Here is a 24,893-nt window from a genome sequence, read left to right as displayed (position 1 = left end):
GCATCACCCGGAGGCGCATCCCATGGAGCATTCGGCCAACCCCGCCGGCAAAAACCTCGTCATCTGCTGTGACGGCACCGGCAACGAGATTTCGGAGAACATCTCCAACGTCCTGAAGCTCTATCGCTGCCTGCGCAAGACCGAGAAGACGCAGCCGCGGCAGATGGTGTTTTACGATCCCGGGGTCGGCACGGTGACGGAGCCGTCGACCTGGAACAGGTGGAAGGCCAACATCAAGACGGTGCTGGGGCTCGCCACCGGCTACGGGCTCGATGACAACGTGCTGGCGGCCTATTGCTTCCTGGTCGAGCATTATGCGCCCGGCGACAAGATCTACCTGTTCGGCTTCTCGCGCGGGGCCTACACGGTGCGCGTGCTGGCGGGGCTGATCCACAAGGTCGGCCTGATCTCGCCGGAGCAGGCGAACCTCGCAGGCTCGGGCCTCATCGCCTACAAGCAATATTCCGGCACCGGGCGCGGCAACGACATCGAGGACATCAAGGACGTCGTCGTCGACGACCAGGGGCCGCTGCCGAAGGACGCATTCGACCTCGCCGCGCAGTTCGCGCGCATCACCTCGACGCGCTGGCCGACCATCCACTTCATCGGCGTCTGGGACAGTGTGGCGAGCGTGATCGTGCCGCGGCGCGACGTGTTTGTCCTGGTGTTCAGCCTGGAGGAGCTCGCCTTCACGCTGCGCAATCCGAGCGTCAACATCTTCCGCCAGGCGATCGCGATCGACGAGCGGCGCTGCATGTTCCGCCTGAAAGAGTATGAGGAGCCGCAGGAGTATTGGAGCAACCGCTATGTGCGAGATGAGAAGAAGGTGCCGCAGGACATCCTGCAGGTGTGGTTCGCCGGCGTGCATTGCGACGTCGGCGGCGGCTATCCGGAGACCGAGAGCGGCGAGTCGAAATATCCGCTGATCTGGATGATCGAGGAGGCGACGAAGGCTGGCCTGCACTTCAACCCGGCGACCGTGAAGCAGCTCGCCTGGGGCGTCCAGCGCAAGAACTCGCCGTTCAAATATGTCGAGCCTGCCTACACCGGCAAGGCGGGCGGCTTGCACGATTCGATGAGCGCGGCCTGGCGCGTGCTGGAATATGTGCCGAAGCGCGCGACGTACAAGGAGTGGCCTGAGCGGAAGGTGTTTTGGGGCTGGTACATCCCCGATTGCGAGCCGCGCGTCATCCCCGAAGGCGCGCATGTGCATGAGAGCGTGTTGAAGCGGATGGCGGTGGACGCGACATACCGGCCGGTGAACATGCCGAAGGAGTACGTGACGGTGCCGATGCCGGTGCCGCCGGTGGTGGATTTGGCGGACGGGGAGCGGGACGGGGTGATGGAGGGAGCGTGAGGGGTGGTGTGCGGAGCGGTGATCTCTCCACGCGTCATTGCGAGCGCAGCGAAGCAATCCCGAGTCTTTCCGCGGAGGGATTCTGGATTGCCTCGTCGCAAGGGCTCCTCGCAATGACGGAGAGTGAGGCGGCGGGCGGAGCGGTGATCTCTCCACGCGTCATTGCGAGCGCAGCGAAGCAATCCAGAGTCTTTCCGCGGAGGGATTCTGGATTGCTTCGTCGCAAGGGCTCCTCGCAATGACGGAGAGTGAGGCGGCAGGCTCGCGCCACACGACCAGCGTCGTCCTGGCCTGGTACGCAATTGCGCACCCCCACCCCGTTACCGCCGCTTTCTCCACCCGCCGCTACTTTTCATTAAAATTCTCCAGCCCGCTTTAGCGTGATCGCATCACCTTCGTGTCCAGGATGGGAATCCGACCGCGAGGAAAGACCAGCGGAGTGGAGGAGACGTGCCGCAGTATCCGCGAAAGTTTGCCCGCGTGAAACCATCGGGCCTGGTGTCCCGCCAGGCCAAGATCATCACCGACCCGCGCGCGCCTGTCATCCCCTGCACGCTGATCGACTACTCGCCCGGCGGGGCCTGCGTCGATCTCGGCGGGCAGGTGAAGATCCCCGATCGCTTCGAGCTCTTGCACGTCAACACCAAGAAACGCTGCCGCATCGCCTGGAAGCGCGGCACGCGGGTGGGCGTGGTGTTTTGAGGGGTGCGGTCGCGGGACGAACTTTCATCATCGTGAGCCGAGAGACGTAGCCCCAGCGCTCCGCTCGGCTCCCTCCCCCCTTGGGGGTTGGGGAGAGGGGTGCCCAGCAAATGGTGCCGATTGGCGGCAACGGAATCTCGCTTGATAGGAGAGCGCACGTCGTGTGGTACCCCTCTCCCTAGCCCTATCCCACAAGGGGGGCGGGAACGCAGTTGTGCTTGCGGCACGACCGTACTCAACAACTACAATCCTACGCCTTGCGCATCCGGGCCTTCGCGCCCGCGATGATCTGCATGGCGACGCCGGCGATCCACACGGACAGGGTGAACCAGGTCCAGCCGATATGCGGCTCGAGCCGCAGCACGATGACGGCGACCGAGACGAACGCGATGACGGTGGCGAACAGGGTGCCGGCGGAGCTCAGGAACTCCGCGGCGTCGATATGGCTGTGCGCGTCGTCGAACGGCATCTGCGGCGTGTCGATGCCGAGATAGAAGCCGATGCCGCCGAGCAGCATCATCAGCAGCAGAAAGCCTTGCGTGGTGAGCTGGGGAATCGCCGAGCCGACGTCGGCGCCGACGAACAGTCCGCACGCCGCGCCCGCCACCGCGAGACCGACGCGCTCGAAGATGTGGGCAGCTTTGCGGACGGGATAACGCATGGCGCACCTCGGCTGGCGTTGAGCTGCGACGAGGTTAGGCCGGTTTTGCGGAGAGTGGAAGCTTGGGAGAGATACGGAGGGGGGAGGTGGGGGCGGTTGTTGCCCCCGATGTCGCCGGACGCGCCCCGAGCGTGTCGTTTCCCCGCCGTCATGCGAGCGCAGCGAAGCAATCCAGAGTCTTCCGCGGTGGGCAGCCTGGATTGCTTCGCTGCGCTCACAATGACGAGTTTGTGGGACGGGCACCGCACCACACTCGCATCACACGTGCAGCCTCACGCCTGTCTCCTCACCTCGCCCCGAACGTCGTCTTGCCGAACAGCGCCTTCTGCGTGGAGGGCTGCGAGCGCCAGTATTGCGGCGGGGCCTCGACTTCGCCGCCGAGTTCGGCGGCGGCGTGCCAGCCCCAACGGGGGTCGTAGAGCATGCCGCGGGCGAGCGCGACCATGTCGGCCTTCCCTGAGGCGACGATCTCCTCCGCCTGCTTCGGCTCGGTGATCAGGCCGACCGCCATGGTCGGCAGACCGGTCTCGCGCTTGATGGCCTCGGCGAACTGCACCTGATAGCCGGGGCCGAGCGCGATCTTCTGCAGCGGCGAGACGCCACCGGAGGAGGCATCGATCCAGTCGATGCCGCGCGCCTTCAAGGCGCTCGCGAATTCGATGGTCTGCGCCAGGTCCCAGCCGCCTTCGACCCAATCGGTCGACGACACGCGCATGCCGACCGGCTTGTCGTGCGGGAACACCGCGCGCACCGCGTCGTACACTTCGAGCGGAAAGCGCATGCGGTTGTGCAGGCTGCCGCCATATTCGTCGGTGCGCTTGTTGGAGATCGGCGACAGGAATTGATGCAGGAGATAGCCGTGCGCGCCGTGCAGCTCGATCGCATCGATGCCGATGCGCTCCGCGCGCTTCGCAGCGTCAACAAAAGCCTCGCGGATGCGTTTCAAGCCGGCGGCATCGAGCGCTGTTGGCGCGGCCTCGCCTTCCTTGTGCGGGATCGCCGAGGGCGCCACGGCCTGCCAGCCGCCTGCGCCCGGCGGGATGAGCTGGCCGCCGTCCCAGGGCCGCGCGCTCGAGGCCTTGCGGCCGGCATGGGCGAGCTGCATCGCGATCGCCGTGGAGGAATGCTTGCGCACCGAGGCGAGGATCTGCTTCAGCGCGGCTTCGGAGGCATCGCTGTAGAGGCCGAGGCAGCCCGCCGTGATGCGGCCGATCGCCTCGACATGGGTCGCCTCGATGCAGAACATCGCGGCGCCCGACAGCGCCAGATTGTTGATGTGGGTGAAGTGCCAGTCGGTGGGAACGCCGTCCTCGGCCGAATACTGGCACATCGGCGACACCACCACGCGGTTCTTCAGGGTGAGGCCGCGCAGCTTGATCGGGGAAAACAGGACGCTCATGCAGGAAATCCGGACGGGAGGGATGGAAGCGATTGCATGAAGTTTAGTGGGGCAAGCGCGAATTGCGAGGTGCGCACGGAGCATGGCACCGCGTCGCGGATGCATTGCGCCCGTCATTTGATCGCAGGCCGGGAACGGCCGCTACAGCTCGAAACCCCCGCGCCGCAACCGGCCGATATGGTTGCGGTTCCTGCGGTCGAGCGTGATGATGGCGTGGGCGGAGAACTCGATTGTATAGCGGCCGTCGTCCATCTTGCTCAGGTGGCCGAGATCGTCGAGCTTGTCGGCCAGCGTCCTGTCCTTCTCCACGAACAGACGGTAGTCGTTCAGCTCGTAGCTGCGCGGCCCCCGCCAGGTCACGCTGGGGACATAGGTGCGCATGTCGCCGTCGGTCTTGACGACGACGGTGCGGCCGGCCGCCTTGCGAAACAGGTCGGGCGTCGCGAGCAGCCGCGCGTGGATGCCCTCGATCGCATAGATGTTCAGCGTCATGATGTGACGCTCGGTGCGGAAGGCGATCGCGACGTAATGCGAGTCGGGCGACCAGCTCGCGTAATAGGCGTCGGGCGCGGTATCGAGATTGTTCTCGTGGCTGATGTCATCGAGCACGTCCAGCCTGACATGGCTGGGCTCCGCCATCAGATAGGCGTGGAATTTGTCATGTGCGCCCTCGCCCTCGCCATGGACGGCGATGGCGAGGTGCTTGTTCGGCGCCCAGCCGCCGGCGACGATGCCGTACTCGCCCTTCTCATAGGTGTGCTCGGCCGTGGCGTGCGCCTGCGAGAGGGCGGACAGCGTGATGGCAAGCGCGAGAATGGCGCGGCGGAGCAGCATGATGATGTGTCGCAAGGGACTGCGGGTGCGTTCAACGACGTCGTGCCCCGGACGCAGCGCAGCGCCTCCTTGGCGATGCGCTGCTGAGCCGGGGGCCCAAGCGAAACGGCGCGCGCGACCCTGGGTCCGGCTCAGCGTCGCGTCATTTCATGCCGCGCCGCGTCCGGGACACATCAGTCTGCAAGCGTGAACTGCAGCAGCAGCGTACGTTGGAGCATCGAGAAATTGTCGTCCGAGACCAGCGTCAGCACGGTCTCGCCCTCGGCCGTGACGTGGGCGTCGATGCCTTCCATGTTGTCGACCTCGTGGCCGAGATCGGCCTCGAACAGCACGGGCCCATCGACCACTGCGCCCGGCGCGATCGATCTCAGCGGGATCGACCGGATGCGGATATTGATGCCGGTGAACCAGGAGAATTTGCGTTCGAGGATCAGGAGCTCACCCGCCGGCAGCAGCACGGCATCGCTGATGAACTGCTTGTCCGTGCGCCTGACGCTGAACTGGCCCGGCGAGGGGCCGCCGATCAAAAAGCCGATCAGATTGCCGTCGGCATCAAAGCCGCCTTCCGACATCGCGATCAGCGTGCCCGCGAGCGGCTGGCCCTTCATGTCCCGGGGCACGAACACCAGCGCCTCGAGCCCCTTGTTATAGGGCAGCTTGCGCAAGGCTGACGGCGTCGGCAGCACCTCGCCGCGGGCGCTGGTGCCGCCGCGTGCGAAATCGAAGCGCATGATCTGGTTGACGCGCTCGAGCCCGACATAGACAGTCGAGCCGTCGCGCGCGAGCGACTCGGTGTCGTACCAGAGTCGCTTCTCCGTGATCGGCCGTCCCTCGCTGTTCAGCATCGGCGCGGCCTCGACATCGTCGAGCCCGGTCATCTTGCCGCCCGCGTAGCGGATGCGGCCGGTGAACCAGCTGCCTTGATCAGACAGCGCGAGGAAGCGTTCGCCCGTCGTGTCGAGAAAGCGGAAGCCGGACAGGCCGCCGAAACCGCGATGCGGCGAGGTCAGGACGAGGCCGCTGCGATATTGCAGGGCGCCGAAGCGCACGCGGGCGCGGTCGCGCGGCTCGAAGAACGGAATTTGCCGCGCGTTGACCTCGATGCCGACGGGCGCGGTGACGGCATGCTCGGGCAGCGCCTGACCTGGCGCGGCCTGCGCGTGCGCATGGCGAGACAGAGCGAGAGTGGAAAATCCCGCCGCCGCGTGGCCGATGAAGCTGCGGCGGGATTGATGGGTGCTCACGAATGCAATTTGCGTCGCGGGCGACTGGCCGGCTGTGTGGGCGCCGTGTTGGTCTCGCTGAACAGTTCGGCGAGCTTCTCGGTGATGGCGCCGCCGAGCTCCTCGGCATCGACGATCGTCACCGCGCGGCGATAGTAGCGCGTCACGTCATGGCCGATGCCGATCGCGATCAGCTCGACCGGCGAGCGGGTCTCGATCTCCTCGATGATGTGGCGCAGATGCCGCTCGAGATAATTGCCGGGATTGACCGACAGCGTGGAATCGTCGACCGGGGCGCCGTCAGAGATCATCATCAGGATCTTGCGCTGCTCGGGGCGGCCGAGCAGGCGCTTGTGCGCCCAGTCGAGCGCCTCGCCGTCGATGTTCTCCTTCAGCAACCCCTCGCGCATCATCAGGCCGAGATTTTTCCGCGCACGACGCCAGGGGGCGTCGGCGGATTTGTAGATGATGTGGCGGAGATCGTTGAGGCGGCCGGGATTGGCCGGCTTGCCGGCGGCCAGCCACGCCTCGCGCGATTGCCCGCCCTTCCAGGCGCGCGTGGTGAAGCCCAGGATCTCGACCTTGACGCCGCAACGCTCCAGCGTGCGTGCGAGGATGTCGGCGCAGGTGGCGGCGACCGTGATCGGCCGACCCCGCATCGAGCCGGAATTGTCGAGCAGCAGCGTCACCACGGTGTCGCGGAAGGTCGCCTCCTTCTCGTGCATGAAGGAGAGCGGGTGATAGGGATCGGTGACCACGCGCGACAGGCGCGCGGGATCGAGGATGCCCTCTTCGAGGTCGAACTCCCAGGCGCGGTTCTGCTGCGCCATCAGCCGGCGCTGCAGGCGGTTGGCGAGGCGGGCGACGATGCCCTGCAGATGCGCGAGCTGCTTGTCGAGATAGGCGCGCAGGCGCTCCAGCTCGTCATGGTCGCAGAGATCCTCGGCGGCGATGACCTCGTCGAATTTGGGCGCGAAGGCGTGGTATTCCGGCCCGCGCGGCTCGTTCTTGCCGTGCTGGTTCGGACGCGTCGCCTCGCCCGGCGTCTCGTCGTCGCCGAGCTCGCCGTCATCGAAGGTGTCCGAGGTCGAGGCCTGCGCGCTTTCCATCGCGCTCTCGCTCATCTCCTCGGATGAGGCCTGCGCCTGGTCGGCGCTCATCTCCTGCGCGGCGTCGGAATCGGGCGAGCCCTCGGCGCCGGACTGATCGTTGTCGCCGTCCTGGTTCTCGTCGTTGTCTTCATTGTCCTCGCTGTCGGCGCTGCGCTCGTCACCGAGCTCCAGCGCGGTCAGGAGGTCATGCACGGCATCGCCGAACCTGGTCTGGTCCTCGACCACGCCGTCGAGCCGGTCGAGCCGCTTGCCGATCTTGTCTTCGAGGATCGGGCGCCAGAGATCGACCATCTTCTTGGCAGCCGCGGGCGGGGCGAGGCCCGTGAGGCGCTCGCGCACCAGCATCGCCAGGGCATCGGCCAGCGGCGCGTCGGCGCGGTCGGTGATCTCGTCGAACTTGCCGCGATGGAAATGGTCGTCGAGCATCGCGGTGAGGTTCTTGGCAACGCCCGCCATGCGGCGCGCGCCGATCGCCTCGACCCTCGCCTGCTCCACCGCCTCGAACACGCCGCGCGCCTGCGGATTGCCCGGCATCAGCTTGCGGTGCACCTTGGGATCGTGACAGGCGAGCTTGAGCGCGATGGAATCGGCATGGCCGCGCACGATCGCCGCATCGCGCTTGGTCATCTTGCGCGCGGGCTCGGGCAGCCGCGCCTTGCCCGGCGCGAGGCCCGGACGCTCCGCCGCGAACGAGACGTCGAGCTCGGGCGTCTTGGCGATCGCCTTCAGGCAGGAGGCGACCGAGCGCTTGAACGGCTCGGTCGGGGCTTCCTTGGTGTTGCGGAATTTGGAGTTGGAGGTGGTGCTCATCTGATCTCACCGTCGTCCCGGCCTAGTGCGCAATTGCGCACGGGGGCGGGACGACATCTCGAACTTTAGCTGAGCGCCACGTTGACTGCCGATTCCGGCAGCTCCGCGTTGAAGCAGCGCTGGTAGAACTCGGCGACCAGGGGACGCTCGAGTTCGTCGCACTTGTTGAGGAAGGTGACGCGGAAGGCGAAGCCGATATCGCCGAAGATGTCGGAGTTCTCCGCCCAGGTGATCACCGTGCGCGGGCTCATCACCGTCGACAGATCGCCATTGGCGAAGGCGTTGCGGGTGAGATCGGCAAGACGCACCATCTTGTTGACGATGTCGCGGCCTTCCTGGGTGCGATAGTGCTTGGCCTTGGCCAGCACGATCTCAACTTCCTCGTCATGGCTGAGATAGTTGAGCGTGGTGACGATCGACCAGCGGTCCATCTGGCCCTGGTTGATCTGCTGGGTGCCGTGATAGAGGCCCGAGGTATCGCCGAGACCGACCGTGTTGGCGGTCGCAAACAGGCGGAACGCCGGATGCGGCTTGATCACCTTGTTCTGGTCGAGCAGCGTCAGGCGGCCGGAGACCTCCAGCACGCGCTGGATCACGAACATCACGTCCGGGCGGCCGGCGTCGTATTCGTCGAACACCAGCGCGACGTTGTGCTGGAGCGCCCAGGGCAGGATGCCATCGCGGAATTCGGTGACCTGCTTGCCGTCGCGGACCACGATGGAATCCTTGCCGACGAGGTCGATACGGCTGATGTGGCTGTCGAGGTTGACGCGCACGCAGGGCCAGTTCAGGCGGGCGGCGACCTGCTCGATATGGGTGGATTTGCCGGTGCCGTGATAGCCGGTCACCATGACGCGGCGGTTCTTGGCGAAGCCGGCGAGAATGGCGAGCGTGGTGGCGCGGTCGAAGCGGTAGTCGGAATCGACTTCAGGAACGTGAGGATCGACTTCGGAATAGGCCGGCACCTCGAGATCGCTGTCGATCCCGAACACCTGGCGCACCGACACCTTCATGTCGGGCAAACCGGAAACTTCCTCAACTTTGGACATCGCGGCGGTCGTCATCAATCCTCCGAGGTCCCGGGCGATCCCGAGACCAGTTATTTGCACGTTGGCTGCGGCTGGGTGCGGGTGCGAACCTATCAGAGACAACGTGCCGGCAGAAGCCCGCGCCCCAATCAAAGTTCCGTTGTCTTTTCATTTAGATAGGCAAGGAACGCGATTTTGGGAAGGCTGCCCTGCAAATCTCGCCCAAATTTCGCCCCGGAGAGCCGTCCTGCCCAGGCGAATGGCACTTTCAGCGCCTGACGTTACTTATGTAGGGTCTGAACCCGAATGCCCCAGCCCGCTACAGAGACCTCGTGACCTCCTTTCTTGATCCCCTGATCTCCTTCGTTTCAGTCCATGCGTGGCTGGCCTATCTGACCCTGTTCCTGGCGGCCCTGCTCGAGGCGGTCCCGGTGGCGGGGTCGGTGATCCCTGGCTCGACCATCATCCTGGCGCTGAGCGCGCTGGTTCCCGGCGGGGATCTGAGGCTGCAATGGGTGCTGCTGGCGGCCGCCATCGGCGCCGTGCTGGGCGACGGCTCGGCCTACTGGCTCGGGCACCGGCAGCAGCGCAAGATCCTCAATACCTGGCCGCTGACCAGATATCCGCGCGTGGTCGAGGAGAGCGAGAGCTTCTTCCATCGCTTCGGCACATGGGCCGTGTTCTTCGCCCGCTTCGTGCCGCCGATCCGCGCCTTCGTGCCTGTGACCGCCGGCGCGCTGGGGATGGCGCCGGCGAAATTCTACGCCGTCAACGTGCCGGCGATCCTGGTCTGGGCGCCGGCCCATGTGCTGCCGGGCGTGCTGGCGGTGTCGGCCTTCCACCAGTATTTCGGCCTGCCGCATCATGGGCATCCGTTCAAGCACATCTGGATTTTGACCGTGGTGGCGGTGGCCATCATCGGCGGCCTCGCGATCTGGTTCTACCGCCGCAAGCAGAACGGCGTGATCGCGGCGGCGAAGCCGTCAGCCTAGATCAGGTGCATCGAATCATCCCGCCGTCCTGAGGCGCCCGCGAAGTTGGGGTCTCGGAAGTTGGGGTCTCGAAGGATGGACGCGCGCGAGAGCGGAGCTTCCATCGCATCGCTAGCGCGCAGCTCGTCCGCGCTTGGCTTTGGCCTTGCGTGTCGGTCCTCGTTTGGCTGGCGCCTTCGGTCCCGCTCCCTTCTTGCCTCTGCCGCCAGCCGCCCCGGCCATGGCTGGTTTGATTTTCTGCCAGTCGGACAGGAATATGCTCTCGAAATATTTGGCGATGCCGGCGTGTTCGAGGATAACGCCGGCATCGCGGTTGGTTTGCACGCCAGACGGCGAAAAGTTCTGGCTGCTCACCACCGCTATTTGGGAGTCGATCACGAAGCCCTTGTTGTGCACATCGGGCTGGAGGCCGATATTGGCGGTGAGGTCGACGCCGATCGTCTTCATCTTTTCGGCCCAAGGCAGCCCCCATCGGGCGCTTTCGATCAGCTTGACGTCCTTTCCTTCCGCGATCTTGTTCGCAAGGGCCTGCAGCAGCCGCTCATAGAGGCTGCCGTCCCCCTTGGACGATTCGATGTATTGGAGCTGAATGTAGATCGAAGTCTGGGCGTTCTCGATCAGGTTCATGATATTGGTGAGATATTGCGGCAGATCGCCCGGCAGCACGTCGGGTGTCAGGAGCGGCGTGACTGCAAGCGCGGTGTTGCGGAAGGTCTTGGCCGCAACCGGCTTCTTCACCGCCGGCGCGGGAGTGACCGATGGCGGATTTGCGTTTGCCGCCCTCTTGGCGCGGGCGTCCGCGATCACCCTTTGGAGGACAGTTGCCCCTGCTGCCTGGTGCAGGATCGCCTGCCCATAGTCGTAGTTCAGGTAATAGGCGAAGGTCTGCGTCAGGTCCTTGTCCTCGATGACGACGTGCCAGTCGCGATCCTCGGTCACCGGCCGCGGCCGCGCGGGATTGGGTTCATTGCTGTTGTTCAAATTGCCGCTCGACAGCCAGAACCGCTGATCGTCCTGAACGATCACCTTGATGTGGTAGGCGTAGGGAAACATGTAGGCGGTCACGAACGGGTCCTTGTCGTTCAACGCCCATGCGATCTTGGCGCGCGCACCGAGGCCGTCCCTGAGATTCTGCACGGTGACCGAGTCGAGCTGGTCGCGCGTCTCGTTGGGCGCGGGATCGTCGAGGACCATCTGCAACGTGCCTTGACCAGACAGCGCGGACAGCATGTCCGCGAGCAGGGACCCCGACGTGAAGTCGTACATCCCGATCACCAGCGACTGCTGTGTCGCCGCCAGGAATTTCGACAGGGTCGCGTAGCCGGCATCCGGGCTCACGGCAACGGTGATCGTGGCGTTGAGCTGGCGTCGGCCGAGCGCGGGCGCGCCCGGCGGGGGCGAATATGGCAGCTGTTGTTTCGCCGCGTGTGCGGAAATCGCCTGGTGGATTGCCGGTTGCGTCGTCCTGGATTGCGCGAATGCGGTCTGCGTCTCGCTCGCCGGATCGTCGAGCAGCTTTCCGCTCGGCATCTCGCGCTCCAGCGGCCAGACCGGTTCTCTTTCCTCCGGCCGTGCGTGAATCTCGCTCAGAGCCGCGGCGGCCGGATCCACGACACGAAGACGCTGATGTGCGCTGGCTTCGCGTACGTCGACGGGGAATTTGCCGAGCTTCGTGGGTAAGAGATCGCTGCGGGCGAGATCCCCGGGGGCCTTCTTGGTGTGCACCGTGGCGACGACGGCTTGCTTGCCGGTCAACTGACCGCCTGCGATCTCGAAGCCGGGCCGAACCGTCAGCACACCCGGCTTGCGAAGCCTTACAAGATTTTTCCGAATGGTTTGATCGATCTCCTGTGCCGCAAATCCCTTGTTGGTGGCCATGATGTCGGTCTCGCGCGATTGGGTGGACTTGCGGTGTTGAGGCTCGTTCGCTTCCTACGCGCTGCGTTTTGCGGAGCTTGCGGCTTGCGTAGCTTGGCTCATGTGGCGGAGGATCGCCCGGACAGTACGGATCGACAGCGCGGCAACCGTCGAAGTTGGATTTGCCGTCGAGGCGGTAGGGAACACCGAGCTGCCGAGAATGAACAGGTTCTCGTGATCCCACGATTGGCAGTCCTTGTTGACCACCGAGTTCGTCCGCGTCGTTCCCATACGGGTCGTCCCCATGATATGGCCCGATCCGCCGAAATTCAGCGGCTGGCCATCGGCATCCGCCTGCAAGATCTGGAACTGCGGCGCGATGCCCAGTGCGTTGAAGATCTTTGCGTGGACATCGACGATCTTCTTGAACGAGTTTCGCACATATCCGATCGGATCATCGACCTTGTAGTTGATCTGCGGACGAACGAACCCGATCTCGTCGGTGACGTCATTGCCCTGCGGGTCTTTGGCCAGCGCAACGTAGTTGGTTTCCACCGGAAGCTGCTCGCACGCGGCGTTCAAGGTGAGGTGCCGCATCGACCGAACCAGTCTTTCGCGCAGCTTGGCCCCGGAGTATTTGCGGTTGCTGACCAGATCGAGAATCGTGCCGGGCCACCAGTCCCCGTCCTCGCCGGTCTTGTAGAGCGGATTGCCCGTGACGTTCGCGGTGGCGCCCCGCGGCGCCCCCGTCGCATTGGTCATCCAGCCGTCATTCTTGAGAGAGATCTTGAATGCCGCATAATGCTTGCGGAATTTGCCATCGCGCAGGTCCTCGACCTGCGACGTGGTCTGCGGCCCACGCAACGGAAACAGGTCTTCGGGGGCCAGGGCGTAGGACTGCTTGATCGGGTGGTCCATCAGATATTTGCCGACCATCCCGCTCGAGTTCGCTGCCGTGGCGCTCGTTCCCGGCACCGGCGTGCGCAGCAGGATCATCGGATTTTCGATGCCGTTGGCGGCGAGCACCACGATGTCGGCCGAGGCATAGACGAGATCGCCGTCCGCCACCCGCGTGCGCTTCTGGTCGTCCCAATGCCATTTCTGGTAGTTCACGCCGAGCACGCGCTTGCCACTGTCGTCGAGCTTGAGATCTTTCACGGCGGCCTGGCTGATGAGCGTCGCCGGATTGTGGTTCTGCCGCGCGCGCCAGAGATGAATGGTCGCATCGTAGCGCGCACCAGTCGGGCACAGCGGAACGCACGAGGTGCGCCCGTCACAGGCCTGCCGCCCGTCCTTGTCCTGCGACAGGATCGCGTGGGGCACCGTCGTCACGTTCAGCGCGATCTCCTCGCGGTTCAGTCCCGGGAGATTGACCTTCGGGATCTCCGGTCCGACCGCAAGGCGCTTTTGCCTGAGCGCCTGCGAGATCTTCCTGTCGAGATAGCTCGGGACCAGTGAGGCCATCGGATAACCGGCCGGCCGCTGCCGGTAGCGTCGCTGGCTACGGTAAAGACGCTCGTTCGGGGGATCGCCGGAAACCCCGAGCTCCTGCTCGGCTGCGACATAGTCCGGCTCGAGTTCGGAATAAGAGAGCGGCCAGTCCAGGCTGAAATTGCTCGGATTGGACGTCAGCTTCGACGTATCGATCCCGAGATCCGACATGGTGAAGTCGCTCGGAATCATGCGGACATAGATTCCCTGCCAGTGCCACGTCGATCCGCCGACCACGCGCTCATAGTAGCTGAGGAATTTGTCGCGCTTTTGTGTGTCGTTCGCCGTGCCGTAATCCGGCGGGTAGTAGTAATAATTGGCGCCGTCGGGGAGCTTGTCGATGTTGAGCCCGTCGGGCGATCGCCGCGGATTGGGCTGCTCGGCCAACACGGCGTCGCCGCAGAACGGCGCGTCGGTCGCCTTGGAGGGCGAGCCAATGTAGTGGTCGAGCATGCGATCGCGGTTACGTTCGTCCGTCGCGAAGCCGCCGGCTTCGATGATGCAGACGTTTTTGCCTTTCTTCACCAGGCGGTCCGCCGCGAGAGCCCCGGCGATGCCGGAGCCGACGATGATGACGTCAAAATGGTCGGTCGTGGGGTTCAGCGCCATGTGATGCCTCCCGTTCCGATTCTCAGGCCACGATCAATTTTGCCGGAGCGGCCCAGTATCCCGGTCCGCCACCGGGCTGGGGCATCGCTGGCGCGTGGGCGCGCAGGAGCGGCCACAGCAATGATTGGCGGTACTGGTCGGCCGTGCCATAGATCCAGGTCTTGCCGGCTCTGAAGGTGCCCGGCTTGGCGCCGATCGTGTTGTCAGGCGGCTCGATAAAGAACGCAGACACGTACCAGAGAAAGATCACCTGCTGCGCCGCATCGGCGACGCTCGGATCGTTCATGAGCTTTGCGGCCTTGGCCTCGGGCGTCCCGTCGGGAAGACTTTTGTACTTGTCGCGAAGCGCCAGCAGCTTCGGCATGTAGCCCGGATTGGGGATGTCCGTCTTGGTCGGGTCCCATAGCTCGGCGAAGCGCTGAAGATACTCGCCGGCCAAGCGACGCTTTCGCGCCGGCTCCGGTGCACCTGTCAAGGCTTGCGAGACCGCAATGAAATCGCTCAGCAAGTCTTCGCCGAGATCAACAGACTTGACGGCGGGTTCGGCGACCCGGCACTGCTCGTCTCCTTGCTCGTAGATTTCGGCGGATGCGATGCGAGGCTGGACGACCGCGGCGGCAGTGACGCCGGTGGCGGTGACGAAGCGCAGCAATTGCCGCCGATCCAGCCCAGGCGTGCCCTGTGGCTCAGCTTTGTCGCTCTTGTTCATCGGCTTCCCTCGCTGTTGTGATGGCGGGTCGGAATGAGAACGAACGCATGTGCTTCGGTACGCGAGAATGCAAAAGAGGTTCATCGGCGAAGCTGAAAGCGCTGACCGCACTCGACGCGCGCCGCTGTGGACTTCAATCGCCGCTGTGAGGCTCGAAGTGAATCTTCATCCGGCTTGCAAGGCAGGCCAGACGCCCCGGTTCAGGCCGCATCGCGCATCCATTGAGATCGCACGGCGCCGACAAATGGTTTGAAGGTATGTCTGAAGCAGATCGGCTCATTGAAATGCCTCCGCCGAAACAGACTGAAAAATCAGAACATTCAGATAACGTATAGAGGCTGCTGACCAAGCGATGTTCAATGCAAGGGAGATTCCAAACAGGCGGTCTATTTCCCTCGGTCATCTGCAGAAGCCCAACAGACCGACCACAGAAGAACACACCACTTCTTTTGTTTCGGTAGTGATCTGGCCCACAAATTGATGCGTATTTTGTAGGTACGCCGCGAGGCGATCGCCTCATCGGTGGGACAGGCTCCTTGACGTTTGGCGCGATTACCCAATCGACAGCTGCATTTGCTTGTGGCTGACGAATGGGATGGCGCAAACGAGCTCGATGCGCGCGCCATCGGCGAACGCGCGGCTGGGCTAGCTTCTGGACTCCACGTTGATCGCTCTCCGCCCCGGCGCCGGTCCCACATATCTCGCCCTTGGCCGGATCAGCTTGCCGAATTGTAATTGCTCGCTGGCATGCGCGATCCAGCCGACGCTGCGGGCCATGGCGAACAGCGCGAGCTCGCTGCCTGCAGGCAGGCGCAGCGCGTGCACGAGCACGGCAAGGACATAGTCGATGTTGACGAACTCGCCGGTCGCCTCCGCAATACGCTCCGGCACCTCCTTCGTGAATTTGCGTGGCGCGCCGGCACGGGCCAAGGCGTTCAGCAGCGATTGCGCACGGGGGTCGCCGCGCTTGTAGACGCCGTGGCCGAAGCCGGGAAAACGTTCGCCCAGCGCCACGCGCTCGCGCACCATCGGCTCGACATCGCGGTCGATCAGGGTCTTGACGAGCTGCGAGGCCAGCACGCCGGCGCCGCCGTGTTTTGGGCCTTTCAGCGCGGCAAGTCCGGCAATGACGGCGTCGTAAAGACTGAGCCCGGTCGAGGCCGCGCAGCGCGCGGTGAAGGTCGAGGCGTTCAGCTCATGATCGGCCAGCAGCACCAGCGCACGCCGGATCAGATCGGGTGCATGCTTGTTGCCGCCTGCCCAGGCGTGCGCGATCTGATGATGCAGCGGCTCGGCCGACGGCTCGGCGTTGAGCATGGTCGCGACCAGCAAACGGACGATGCGCGCGCCGACCAGTGCACGGCCGTCGGGGGCGCGGGTGAAGGCACGGGAATCGGCGCTGGTGGCCAATGCGAGCACGGCGATGGCACGATCGATCGGCGCTGCGCGTCGCGCGGCGTCCGCGATCGCGCGCATCTCGTCGGAGATCTTTGGCTGGTTATCCGGAGCGAAGGGATCGACGTCCGAGACGTCCCAGAGCAGCGTCGCGGTGTGCTCCAGCGTGTCGTTCTCGGCGAGATCGACGCAGTTGACGCCGCGATAGATCGCTCCCTCCTCGGTGATGGTCGATATCTCCGTGTCCATGACGGGCAGGTCGGCATCGAAGCTGCGCAGGCCGCGCGGCTCGGGCGACGGCACGCGGCGTTCCTTGAGGGCACGGACGTCCTCGGCGCGGTAGCGGTTCTTGCGCGAGTCCGCCGTCGGCTCGGAACGGATCAGGCCGCGGCTGACATAGGCGTAGAGCGTGGCCCGCGAGATCGCGAGCTCGGCCGCGGCTTCCCGGGCGGAGAGGTAGAGGCCATCAGAATTTTTCATATTGATTTATGTAATCAAGATTGATCAATCTGTCGAGACGACCGAATTTCTCCTGGTGCAGTGCAAAGGGAGATTTGGGTCATGAACATCCACCTCACCAAAAGCCAGATCGGACTGGACGGCGTTCCTGCGGCCGAGACCGTGCTGAGCCATGTCGACGGCGAGCGCGGCGAATTGATCATCGCCGGCGAGCATGTCGGCCGCCTCGCCGCCATCTCGAGTTTTGAGGGCGTCACCGCCCGGCTCTGGAACGGCGCCAGCAAGACCACCCTCACCGAAGCCAATGTCCGTGCGAGCCTGGGAGCGGCACGCGAACGCGCCTTCGCACGGCTCTCCGACCTGCTGCCGGCGACGCGCGGCATGGGCATCGTCGACGGGTTTCGTGCGGCGGTCGCGGGACTTCGCGCCGAGCACGGCCTGGAACATGAAGCGACCATCGTCGGCGCGTTTCCGGTGATCGCGGGCGCGCTGGTCCGGCGAAAAAAAGGGCTCGACCCGATCGCGCCCGATCCGAACGTCAGCCACGCCGCCGATACGCTGCGCATGCTGCATGGGCGCGCGCCCGCCGCGCGCGAGGTGACAGCGCTGGATGCCTATCTGGTCACGGCCAGCGATCACGGCATGAACGCCTCGACCTTCACCGCACGCGTGGTGGCCTCGACGCAAGCCGATCTGTTTGCGGCCGTCACCGCAGGCTATTGCGCGCTCACCGGTCCCCTGCATGGCGGCGCGCCGGAGCCGGTGCTGGAAATGCTCGATGCCATCGGCTCGCGCGAGCGCATCCAGCCCTGGGTCGACGCGGCGCTGGCGCGCGGCGAGCGCATGATGGGTTTTGGTCATCGCGTCTATCGCGTCCGCGATCCCCGCGCCGACGTGCTCAAGACCGCGGTCGAGGCACTCGCGTCCAACGGCACCGATTTGCCGTTTGCCGGCGAGGTCGAGGCCTATATCCGGGCCGCCTTGCGCAAGAAGAATCCGGAGCGGCCGCTGGAGACGAACGTGGAGTTCTTCACCGCAATCCTGCTGGATGCGCTGGCGATCCCGCGCCAGGCGTTCACGCCGATCTTCGCGGTGGCGCGCGCGGCAGGCTGGACAGCCCATGCACGTGAGCAGCAGCGCACGGGGCGACTGATCCGGCCGAGCTCGTCCTATGTCGGGGCGATGCCGGAGGCGTGAGGTCGGCGGTTGTATAGCGCAGCGCGCTTTCCCTCTCCCCTTGTGGGAGAGGGTGGCTCGCCGCGTAGCGGCGAGACAAGGGGTCTCCGTCCTCACGGACAGTTTGCGCGTGGAGAGACCCCCTCATCCTGCGCTTCGCGCCACCTTCTCCCACAAGGGGAGAAGGGAAGAAGTGAGCGAAGGCCTTTACGCCTCCCGCACCACGGTCTTCAGATAATTATACGCCTTGATGATCTCGATCAGGCGATCCTCGGTGGAGCGGTCGCCACCATTGGCGTCGGGATGGTGCTGCTTGACCAACGCCTTGTACTTGGTCTTGACGTCGGCGAGCGTGGCACTGGGGCCAAGGCCCATGACCTGAAGCGCCTTGCGCTCGGCGTTCATCACCTTGCGCGTTTCCGCCTTGGGCTCCGCTTCGGGGCCCTTGCGCCAGCTCGCACGGCCGTTGATCTCGCTGAACATGCTGAACGGATCGGACGCCATGTCGATATCGGCTTCCGGACCCTTCTTGCCCCCATTGGCGCCCATCTTCCAGGTCGGACGATGGCCGGTCAGCGCATCCTTCTGGTAGCGCGCGACGGCCTCGGCATTCATGCCGGAGAAGAAATTGTAGTTCTGGTTGTACTCGCGCACGTGATCGAGGCAGAAATGCCAGTACTCGCGCTGGTTCTCGCGTCCCTTCGGGGCACGGTGCGCGCCCTTGTTCTGACATCCCGCCCACTCGCAGGCGACCACGGTGTCGCGCGGCTTCGCCTCGGGCTGCTTGCCCCGCGGCTTTACGCGGATGGAGTCGAAGAACTTTGATGAATCGATCGGCATGGCTGACTTTGACTACGCAATGCAAAAACCTTCAAGTCTTGACATTGCAATTAGCTGACCACTGGAGTTGACGGGGTGCAATCGCGTCCCTTAATGGCACTCATGGTTATGAAAGACACTATCAGCAACAAGTTGCAGGAAGCTTTCACGCCGGAAAGCCTGCAAGTCGTCGACGAGTCACATTTGCATGAGGGTCACGCCGGCCATCGGCCGAGCGGTGAGACACACTTCCGCGTTTATATTGTATCTGATGCCTTCAAAGGGAAGAGCCGGGTCGATCGCCATCGCATGATAAATTCGGCGCTGGCTGCGGAACTCTCCGGCAGCGTGCATGCGCTTGCGATCCATGCCCAGGCGCCGGGGGAAGGATAGCTTCCTACCCTCCCCTGGAGGGGGAGGGTAAGAATCAAAACGACTTCCCCGCCCGTCTCGGCTTTGCCTCTTCCATCTCGGCCTCGCGCGGCACCGGTGAAATACGGAGCGCGGTGATGCGGTTGCGTTCCCGGCGCAGGACGCGGAAACGGAAGCCGTGGAACGTGAAGCTCTGGCCGCGATCGGGGATCGAGCGCGCCTCGTGGATGACGAGGCCGGCGACGGTGGTTGCCTCTTCATCGGGCAGGCGCCAGTCCATGGCGCGGTTGAGGTCGCGGATCGGCACCGAGCCGTCGACCACGACGGAGCCGTCCGGCTGGGCCCGCACGCCTGCGACCACGACGTCGTGCTCGTCGGAGATGTCGCCGACGATCTCCTCCAGGATGTCTTCGAGCGTCACGAGACCTTCGACCTCGCCATACTCGTCGACCACAAGCGCGAAATGGGTTTTGCGCCGGCGGAACGCCTTCAACTGCTCGGATACCGGGCGCATCTCCGGCACGAACCAGGGCGGCAGCGCGATGGTGGAGACGTCGATGCGCGAGGTGTCGCCGTCGGACGCGCGGATCGCGCGCAACAGATCCTTGGCGTGGAGCACGCCGATGATGTTTTCGGGCTTCTCGCGCCAGAGCGGAATGCGGGTGTATTCGGTCGCGAGCACTTCGCGTACCAGCTCTTCCGGCGGCAGATCGGCGTTGATCATCATCATCTCGGTGCGATGGATCATGACGTCGGAGACCTGGAGCTCGCGCAGGTCGAGCAGGCCGCCGAGCATGTCGCGGTCCTGCTTCTCGACCTTGCCCTCGTGGTGCAGCAGGTCGACCGCACCGCGCAGGCGTTCGGTCGGCGACAGGATCGCCTGGTGCTCGCCGGCAAGGCCGAAGCCGCGCATCAACAGGCGTACGATGACCTCCACCACCCGCAGCAGCGGCCCCAGCACATACATGGTCAGCCGCATCGGACGCGCGACCGCGAGCGCCATGCGATCAGGCGCGTTGATGGCGATGGTCTTGGGGAGCACTTCCGCGAAGATCACGACCAGCGCCGTCATCACGCCGGTGGCATAGAGCACGCCGACTTCGCCGAACCAGGCGGTGAAGATGGACGTTGCGAGCGCTGAGGCCGTGATATTGGCGATGTTGTTGCCGAGCAGCAGCGCGCCGATCAGGCGCTCGCGCATGTCGAGCAATTGCGAGACGACGTCGGCGTCGCGATTACCCTGCTTGGACAGCCGCAGCATGCTGGCGCGCGAAGCGCCGGTCAGCGCGGTCTCGCTCGCGGCGAAGAAGCCCGAGATGAGCAGGCAGATGACGACGATGGTGAAGCCGAGCCAATCCATACAGCACTCAACAACGTATCAGGCCTTGCGGGTGAGCTTGTCCTTCAGGAAGTCGCGCACCGGGGTCGGTTCGACATCCTTGGCGATGACAGCGCGCCCCACGGCCTCCAGCAGGATGAAGGTGAGCTTGCCGCGCTTGACCTTCTTGTCCTGTGCCATCAGCGCTATCAGCGCGTCGGCGTCCGCAAGGCCTTCCTGCGCAAAACCGGCGATGTCCTGCAAGCGGGTCGGAAGACCTGCCTCGATCAGATGGCGCTCGACACGGGCCGCATCAGCCTCGCCGATCATGCCGAGCCTGGCCGAGAACTGCGCCGCCAGCGTCATGCCGATCGCGACGCCCTCGCCGTGGAACAGGCGGTCGGAGAAGCCGGTTGCGGCTTCCAGCGCGTGGCCGAAGGTGTGGCCGAGATTGAGCAGCGCGCGCTCGCCGGTCTCGCGCTCGTCGCGCGAGACGACACCGGCCTTGGCGCGGCAGGAGGTCGCGATCGCATGCTCGCGCGCCGAACCGCCCTTGAAGATGTCGGCATGGTTCTTCTCCAGCCAGGAGAAGAAGGCCTCGTCGCCAAGCACGCCATATTTGGCGACCTCGGCATAACCGGCGCGGAACTGCCGCGGCGACAGCGTGTCGAGCACGGCGGTGTCGGCGATGACAAGCACCGGCTGGTGGAAGGCGCCGAGCAGATTCTTGCCCTGCGGCGAGTTGATGCCGGTCTTGCCGCCGACGGATGAATCGACCTGTGCCAGCAGCGAGGTCGGCACCTGCACGAAATCGACGCCACGGCGCAGGATCGCGGCGGCAAAGCCGGCGAGATCGCCGACGACGCCGCCGCCGAGCGCGATGACGAGATCGTTGCGTTCGATCCTGGCGGCGATCAGGGCTTCGCTGACCTTTTCGAGGCCCGCATAAGTCTTGGAGATCTCGCCTTCCTCCACCACGACGCGCGAGGTCGGGATGCCGGCGGCAGCAAGTGAAGCCTCAGTCGGCTCCAGCCAGTATTTTGCCACGGTGCGGTCGGTGACGATGGCGGTGCGTACGCCGGGACGCAATGCGGCAACGCGTTCGCCGAGCGAAGCCAGCACGCCGCGGCCGATAACGATGTCATAGGCGCGATCACCGAGCGCGACGTCGACATTGATAGGTTCGGAATGCTTCAGGGGCGCGGTCATCGAATGGCACTCGCAACGTCGGCAGCAGGTTGGGCGGCCGGCTCGCCGCAGAGATAGGCGCGCAGCGTCGCGATGGTCTCATCGACGATTCTGTCGTGCGGCACATCGCGCGAGGCGATGGTGAGATCGGCATGGCTGTAGACCGGCTCGCGCTCGGTGAGCAGGCGCGTCACGGTTCCCTCGGGGTCGGCGGTCTGGAGCAGCGGACGATCGGCGCGGCGGCGCACGCGGCGCATGATGACGTCATGGTCGGCCTTGAGCCAGATCGAGATCGCCTTGGCCGCGATGCGGCTCCGCGTCTCCTCGCGCATGAAGGCGCCGCCGCCCGTCGCCAGCACCACCGGTCCGCCGTCGAGCAGGCGCGCGATCACCCGCGCCTCGCCGTCGCGGAAATGCGGCTCGCCATGGCGCTCGAAGATCTCCGGTATGGTCATGCCGGCCGCCGCCTCGATCTCGGTGTCGGCATCGACGAAGGGCAGCTTGAGGCGCGCCGCCATGCGGCGGCCAATGGTCGACTTGCCGACGCCCATCATGCCGACCAGCACGATCGAACGCGTTCCGAGCGCCGACAAGATGTCGGCCTCGGGGCTCGCTTGGGCTGGCAACACGGCGTCGGGCATCATTCCGCTCGATTGGATCTCGCTCGATTTGCCGCCAAAGGCGGCATCCCGGCCACCTATACGACCCCCTCGGGGCCCTCGCCAGAGGACTCTTGCCACGAAACGGCGAACATGTTGGATGATTTCATTGGTTAATTTGCAAACCTGAGACTTCGCCGAGACCTTGCCCGATGCCCAGCCTGTTCCGCTTCCTGACGGTCGTCGCCGTGATCGCCGGCATCGTCTATGGCGTGGTGTTCGCGCTGGCCAACTTCGTCAATCCGAAGCCGCGGGAAATGACGGTGACGATCCCGCCGGATAAGTTTCTCAAGAAATAGGAGCTAGCCTGAAGGGCATGCGCAGATCCTCCGCCAGCAAGCCCTCAGACACCAGACTCACCGGCCTGTTCCTCGACATGCTCGCGGCGGAACAGGGCGCCGGGCCCAACACGCTCGACGCCTACCGCCGCGACCTCACCGATTTCTCCGAGTTTCTCGGCCGCGTCGGCCACAGCTTTGTGGACGCCGAAACGCAAGTCCTGCGCGACTATCTCAGCGATCTCGATGCGCGTGGCTTCAAATCCTCCAGCGTCGCGCGACGGCTCTCGGCGATGCGGCATCTGTTCCGATTTCTGCTGAACGAGCGCATCCGAGCCGAAGATCCCGCGGCGATCCTGTCGGGCCCCAAGCGCGGCCGCGGCCTGCCGAAGGTGCTGTCGATCTCAGATGTCGACCGTATGCTCCGCCGCGCCAGGGAGATGAGCGAGGCGGCGGACGCCTCGCCCTCGCAACGGCTGCGCGCTTTGCGACTCTATTGCCTGCTCGAGGTGCTCTACGCCACGGGCCTGCGCGTCTCCGAGCTGGTGTCGCTGCCGCGTTCGGCGGCCAAGCGCGACGCCCGCATGATCGTGGTGCGCGGCAAGGGCGACAAGGAACGGCTGGTGCCGCTGAACGAGGCCTCGCGCCAGGCCATGGCGGATTATCTCGCCGCGACCGAAGCCGCCAAGGGTGAGAAGAAGGGCGGCCTCGCCGCCTCGAAATGGCTGTTTCCCTCCTTCGGCGAGAGCGGTCACCTGACGCGGCAGCACTTTGCCCGCGATCTCAAGGAACTCGCGGTCGCCACGGGCCTGCAGGCCCGGCTGGTGTCCCCGCACGTGCTGCGACACGCCTTTGCCAGCCACTTGCTTCACAACGGCGCCGATTTGCGCATCGTGCAGACCCTGCTCGGCCATACCGACATCTCGACGACCCAGATCTACACTCATGTGGTCGAGGAGCGGCTGAAGAGCCTGGTGCGCGACCTGCACCCGCTGGCGGAGAAGTGAGACTATGCCCCGGACGCAGCGTAGCGCCACTTCGGCAGTGCGCTGCAGCGCATCCGGGACACCAGAGCCCGGCCGGGACGACGATGAAAGCGCCTTGACTTCGGTCACATCTCCGCAGAAAGAGCCGTGGCCCTGTCCATGATTTGCCGCGCTCCCTCAGAGCGCACAGGTCAAGCCCTTGAAGAAGCTCCACTTCTTGACTGAAGCCAACCTCGCTTCGCTCTCTCGCCCCGTCCCCCTATATTGAAACGATGCCAGACCAGATGCGCAGCTATCTCGACTTCGAAAAGCCCGTCGCCGAACTCGATTCCAAGGTCGACGAGCTCAGGACGTTGGCGGCCTCCGGCACCGACATCGCCGAGGAGATCGGCCGGATCGAGGACAAGGCGGCGCAGGCGCTGGCCGACCTCTATCAAAACCTGACGCCGTGGCAGAAGATGCTGGTGGCGCGGCATCCGCAGCGGCCGCATTTTTCCGACTTCATCAAGGGCCTGATCACCGAATTCACCCCGCTCGCCGGTGACCGCAAGTTCGGCGAGGACGAGGCGCTGGTCGCGGGGTTCGGCCGTTTCCGCGGCGAGCCGATCTGCGTGATGGGCCAGGAAAAGGGCGATTCCACCGAAAGCCGCATCAAGCACAATTTCGGCATGGCGAGGCCGGAGGGCTATCGCAAATGCGTGCGGCTGATGGAGATGGCCGAGCGGTTCGGCCTGCCGGTGCTGTCGCTCGCCGATTCCGCCGGCGCCTATCCCGGCATCGGCGCCGAGGAGCGCGGCCAGGCCGAAGCCATCGCCCGCTCGACCGACGCCTGCATGGCGCTGACCGTGCCGAACGTCGCCATCATCACCGGCGAGGGCATGTCGGGGGGCGCCATCGCGATCACCACCGCCAACAGGGTCTTGATGCTGGAGCACGCGATCTACAGCGTGATCTCGCCAGAGGCCGCCTCCTCCATCCTCTGGCGCGACGGCAGCAAGGCACAGGAAGCCGCCAACAACATGAAGATCACCGCCCAGGACATGCTGCGCTTCGGGGTGATCGATGCCATCCTGAAGGAGCCGGTCGGCGGCGCCCATCGCGATCCCGCCGCCATGATCGCCACCACCGGCGAAGCCATCGCCAAGGCCTTTGACGAGCTCCGCGGCATGGATGGCGAGGCCGTCCGCAAGCAGCGCCGGCAGAAATTCCTCGATATCGGCCGGAAACTGGGCTGATTCGGGCAGGTTAAGCGCCGGTGCGCTCCCCCTCCCCCGCGAGCGGAGAGGTCGGTAACCCGGCATTAACCCTTTTTTTGCCCAAATCGGCGATCTCAGTACCGGTTCCGCTGCAAAGTCCAAGTTCCGGCCCAGTTTAAGTCTCTGTTGACCACGCCTTTGGGCCAACGGGCTCGTGATCCCAGCTCGGGTTGCGACCCCAAGGTGCGGAGGTTAGAATTTTA

The 24,893-nt window shown here is 64.9% G+C and carries 22 protein-coding genes; 8 read left to right on the top strand and 14 right to left on the bottom strand.

All coding sequences use genetic code 11. The features are described 5' to 3' along the window. Nucleotides 1–22 precede the first annotated feature (22 nt). Both XH88_RS30590 and XH88_RS30585 read left to right on the top strand, forming a co-directional pair. Nucleotides 23–1,357 carry a T6SS phospholipase effector Tle1-like catalytic domain-containing protein gene (locus XH88_RS30590; protein ID WP_271671940.1) on the top strand — a complete coding sequence of 445 codons (1,335 nt, stop codon included), beginning with the start codon at nucleotides 23–25 and terminating at the stop codon, nucleotides 1,355–1,357. 450 nt (nucleotides 1,358–1,807) lie between these two features. Continuing rightward, complete coding sequence (locus XH88_RS30585; RefSeq protein WP_271671939.1) at nucleotides 1,808–2,059, top strand: PilZ domain-containing protein; 252 nt, start codon at nucleotides 1,808–1,810, stop codon at nucleotides 2,057–2,059. A gap of 250 nt (nucleotides 2,060–2,309) precedes the next feature. On the opposite strand, the gene XH88_RS30580 is transcribed toward XH88_RS30585, so the two are convergent. The 6 genes from XH88_RS30580 to cobS all read right to left on the bottom strand — a co-directional run bounded on the left by XH88_RS30580 (nucleotide 2,310) and on the right by cobS (nucleotide 9,162). Next, nucleotides 2,310–2,720 (bottom strand): hypothetical protein, encoded by a 411-nt coding sequence (locus XH88_RS30580; protein WP_271671938.1) that lies wholly within the window; start codon nucleotides 2,718–2,720, stop codon nucleotides 2,310–2,312. Between the two features lie 286 nt (nucleotides 2,721–3,006). Continuing rightward, nucleotides 3,007–4,119 carry an NADH:flavin oxidoreductase/NADH oxidase gene (locus XH88_RS30575; RefSeq protein WP_271671937.1) on the bottom strand — a complete coding sequence of 371 codons (1,113 nt, stop codon included), beginning with the start codon at nucleotides 4,117–4,119 and terminating at the stop codon, nucleotides 3,007–3,009. A gap of 141 nt (nucleotides 4,120–4,260) precedes the next feature. Beyond that, on the bottom strand, nucleotides 4,261–4,953 hold the full coding sequence (locus XH88_RS30570; RefSeq protein WP_271671936.1) for a hypothetical protein: 693 nt from the start codon (nucleotides 4,951–4,953) through the stop codon (nucleotides 4,261–4,263). A 173-nt stretch (nucleotides 4,954–5,126) separates the two neighbouring features. Beyond that, nucleotides 5,127–6,197 (bottom strand): esterase-like activity of phytase family protein, encoded by a 1,071-nt coding sequence (locus XH88_RS30565; protein ID WP_271671935.1) that lies wholly within the window; start codon nucleotides 6,195–6,197, stop codon nucleotides 5,127–5,129. After that, entirely contained in the window at nucleotides 6,194–8,098 is a 1,905-nt protein-coding gene (gene cobT / locus XH88_RS30560; RefSeq protein ID WP_271671934.1) for a cobaltochelatase subunit CobT, read from the bottom strand. The genes XH88_RS30565 and cobT overlap by 4 nt, the downstream gene beginning before the upstream one ends. A gap of 65 nt (nucleotides 8,099–8,163) precedes the next feature. Next, a complete protein-coding gene (cobS, locus tag XH88_RS30555; RefSeq protein WP_209968106.1) occupies nucleotides 8,164–9,162 on the bottom strand; it encodes a cobaltochelatase subunit CobS in 999 nt (332 codons plus the stop codon). A 296-nt stretch (nucleotides 9,163–9,458) separates the two neighbouring features. Between cobS and XH88_RS30550 the strand changes: the two genes are divergently transcribed. Then, nucleotides 9,459–10,118, top strand: a complete 660-nt coding sequence (locus tag XH88_RS30550) for a DedA family protein (RefSeq protein WP_271671933.1) — start codon at nucleotides 9,459–9,461, stop codon at nucleotides 10,116–10,118. A 111-nt stretch (nucleotides 10,119–10,229) separates the two neighbouring features. Here the strand turns inward: XH88_RS30550 and XH88_RS30545 are convergent, their stop codons facing one another. From XH88_RS30545 to XH88_RS30530, 4 genes are all read right to left on the bottom strand, one after another. Continuing rightward, nucleotides 10,230–11,996, bottom strand: a complete 1,767-nt coding sequence (locus tag XH88_RS30545) for a phospholipase D-like domain-containing protein (RefSeq protein WP_271671932.1) — start codon at nucleotides 11,994–11,996, stop codon at nucleotides 10,230–10,232. A gap of 54 nt (nucleotides 11,997–12,050) precedes the next feature. Continuing rightward, entirely contained in the window at nucleotides 12,051–14,075 is a 2,025-nt protein-coding gene (locus tag XH88_RS30540; protein WP_271671931.1) for a GMC oxidoreductase, read from the bottom strand. Between the two features lie 22 nt (nucleotides 14,076–14,097). Beyond that, the gene (locus XH88_RS30535; protein ID WP_271671930.1) at nucleotides 14,098–14,784 is read right to left on the bottom strand and encodes a hypothetical protein; all 687 of its coding nucleotides are present in this window, start codon (nucleotides 14,782–14,784) and stop codon (nucleotides 14,098–14,100) included. 645 nt (nucleotides 14,785–15,429) lie between these two features. Beyond that, the gene (locus tag XH88_RS30530) at nucleotides 15,430–16,659 is read right to left on the bottom strand and encodes a citrate synthase family protein (RefSeq protein ID WP_271671929.1); all 1,230 of its coding nucleotides are present in this window, start codon (nucleotides 16,657–16,659) and stop codon (nucleotides 15,430–15,432) included. Nucleotides 16,660–16,740: 81 nt separating this feature from the next. Here XH88_RS30530 and XH88_RS30525 point away from each other — a divergent pair, with 81 nt between their 5' ends. Further along, nucleotides 16,741–17,835, top strand: coding sequence for a citrate synthase/methylcitrate synthase (locus XH88_RS30525; RefSeq protein WP_271671928.1), 1,095 nt, complete (start codon nucleotides 16,741–16,743; stop codon nucleotides 17,833–17,835). A gap of 186 nt (nucleotides 17,836–18,021) precedes the next feature. On the opposite strand, the gene XH88_RS30520 is transcribed toward XH88_RS30525, so the two are convergent. Further along, a complete protein-coding gene (locus XH88_RS30520; protein WP_271671927.1) occupies nucleotides 18,022–18,654 on the bottom strand; it encodes a J domain-containing protein in 633 nt (210 codons plus the stop codon). A 102-nt stretch (nucleotides 18,655–18,756) separates the two neighbouring features. On the opposite strand from XH88_RS30520, the gene XH88_RS30515 reads away from it, so the two are divergent. Beyond that, nucleotides 18,757–19,026, top strand: coding sequence for a BolA family protein (locus tag XH88_RS30515; protein ID WP_271671966.1), 270 nt, complete (start codon nucleotides 18,757–18,759; stop codon nucleotides 19,024–19,026). Nucleotides 19,027–19,060: 34 nt separating this feature from the next. Here XH88_RS30515 and XH88_RS30510 read toward each other — a convergent pair whose 3' ends face one another. The 3 genes from XH88_RS30510 to XH88_RS30500 are packed head-to-tail and all read right to left on the bottom strand — an operon-like array spanning nucleotide 19,061 to nucleotide 22,152. Then, complete coding sequence (locus XH88_RS30510; RefSeq protein ID WP_271671926.1) at nucleotides 19,061–20,365, bottom strand: HlyC/CorC family transporter; 1,305 nt, start codon at nucleotides 20,363–20,365, stop codon at nucleotides 19,061–19,063. Nucleotides 20,366–20,383: 18 nt separating this feature from the next. Further along, nucleotides 20,384–21,532 (bottom strand): 3-dehydroquinate synthase, encoded by a 1,149-nt coding sequence (gene aroB, locus XH88_RS30505; protein ID WP_271671925.1) that lies wholly within the window; start codon nucleotides 21,530–21,532, stop codon nucleotides 20,384–20,386. Further along, a complete protein-coding gene (locus XH88_RS30500) occupies nucleotides 21,529–22,152 on the bottom strand; it encodes a shikimate kinase (protein ID WP_271671924.1) in 624 nt (207 codons plus the stop codon). The genes aroB and XH88_RS30500 overlap by 4 nt, the downstream gene beginning before the upstream one ends. A 170-nt stretch (nucleotides 22,153–22,322) precedes the next feature. Here XH88_RS30500 and XH88_RS30495 point away from each other — a divergent pair, with 170 nt between their 5' ends. From XH88_RS30495 to XH88_RS30485, 3 genes are all read left to right on the top strand, one after another. Next, nucleotides 22,323–22,469, top strand: a complete 147-nt coding sequence (locus tag XH88_RS30495; protein WP_035669499.1) for a hypothetical protein — start codon at nucleotides 22,323–22,325, stop codon at nucleotides 22,467–22,469. Nucleotides 22,470–22,486: 17 nt separating this feature from the next. Beyond that, the gene (gene xerD, locus XH88_RS30490) at nucleotides 22,487–23,455 is read left to right on the top strand and encodes a site-specific tyrosine recombinase XerD (RefSeq protein ID WP_271671923.1); all 969 of its coding nucleotides are present in this window, start codon (nucleotides 22,487–22,489) and stop codon (nucleotides 23,453–23,455) included. 251 nt (nucleotides 23,456–23,706) lie between these two features. Next, nucleotides 23,707–24,669: an acetyl-CoA carboxylase carboxyltransferase subunit alpha gene (locus XH88_RS30485; protein ID WP_271671922.1), complete on the top strand. Its 963-nt coding sequence runs from the start codon at nucleotides 23,707–23,709 to the stop codon at nucleotides 24,667–24,669. Nucleotides 24,670–24,893: the final 224 nt, after the last annotated feature.

Source organism: Bradyrhizobium sp. CCBAU 51627 (genome assembly GCF_028128765.1).
Taxonomy (GTDB): domain Bacteria; phylum Pseudomonadota; class Alphaproteobacteria; order Rhizobiales; family Xanthobacteraceae; genus Bradyrhizobium.
This window is presented reverse-complemented; position numbering and strand designations above follow the sequence as displayed.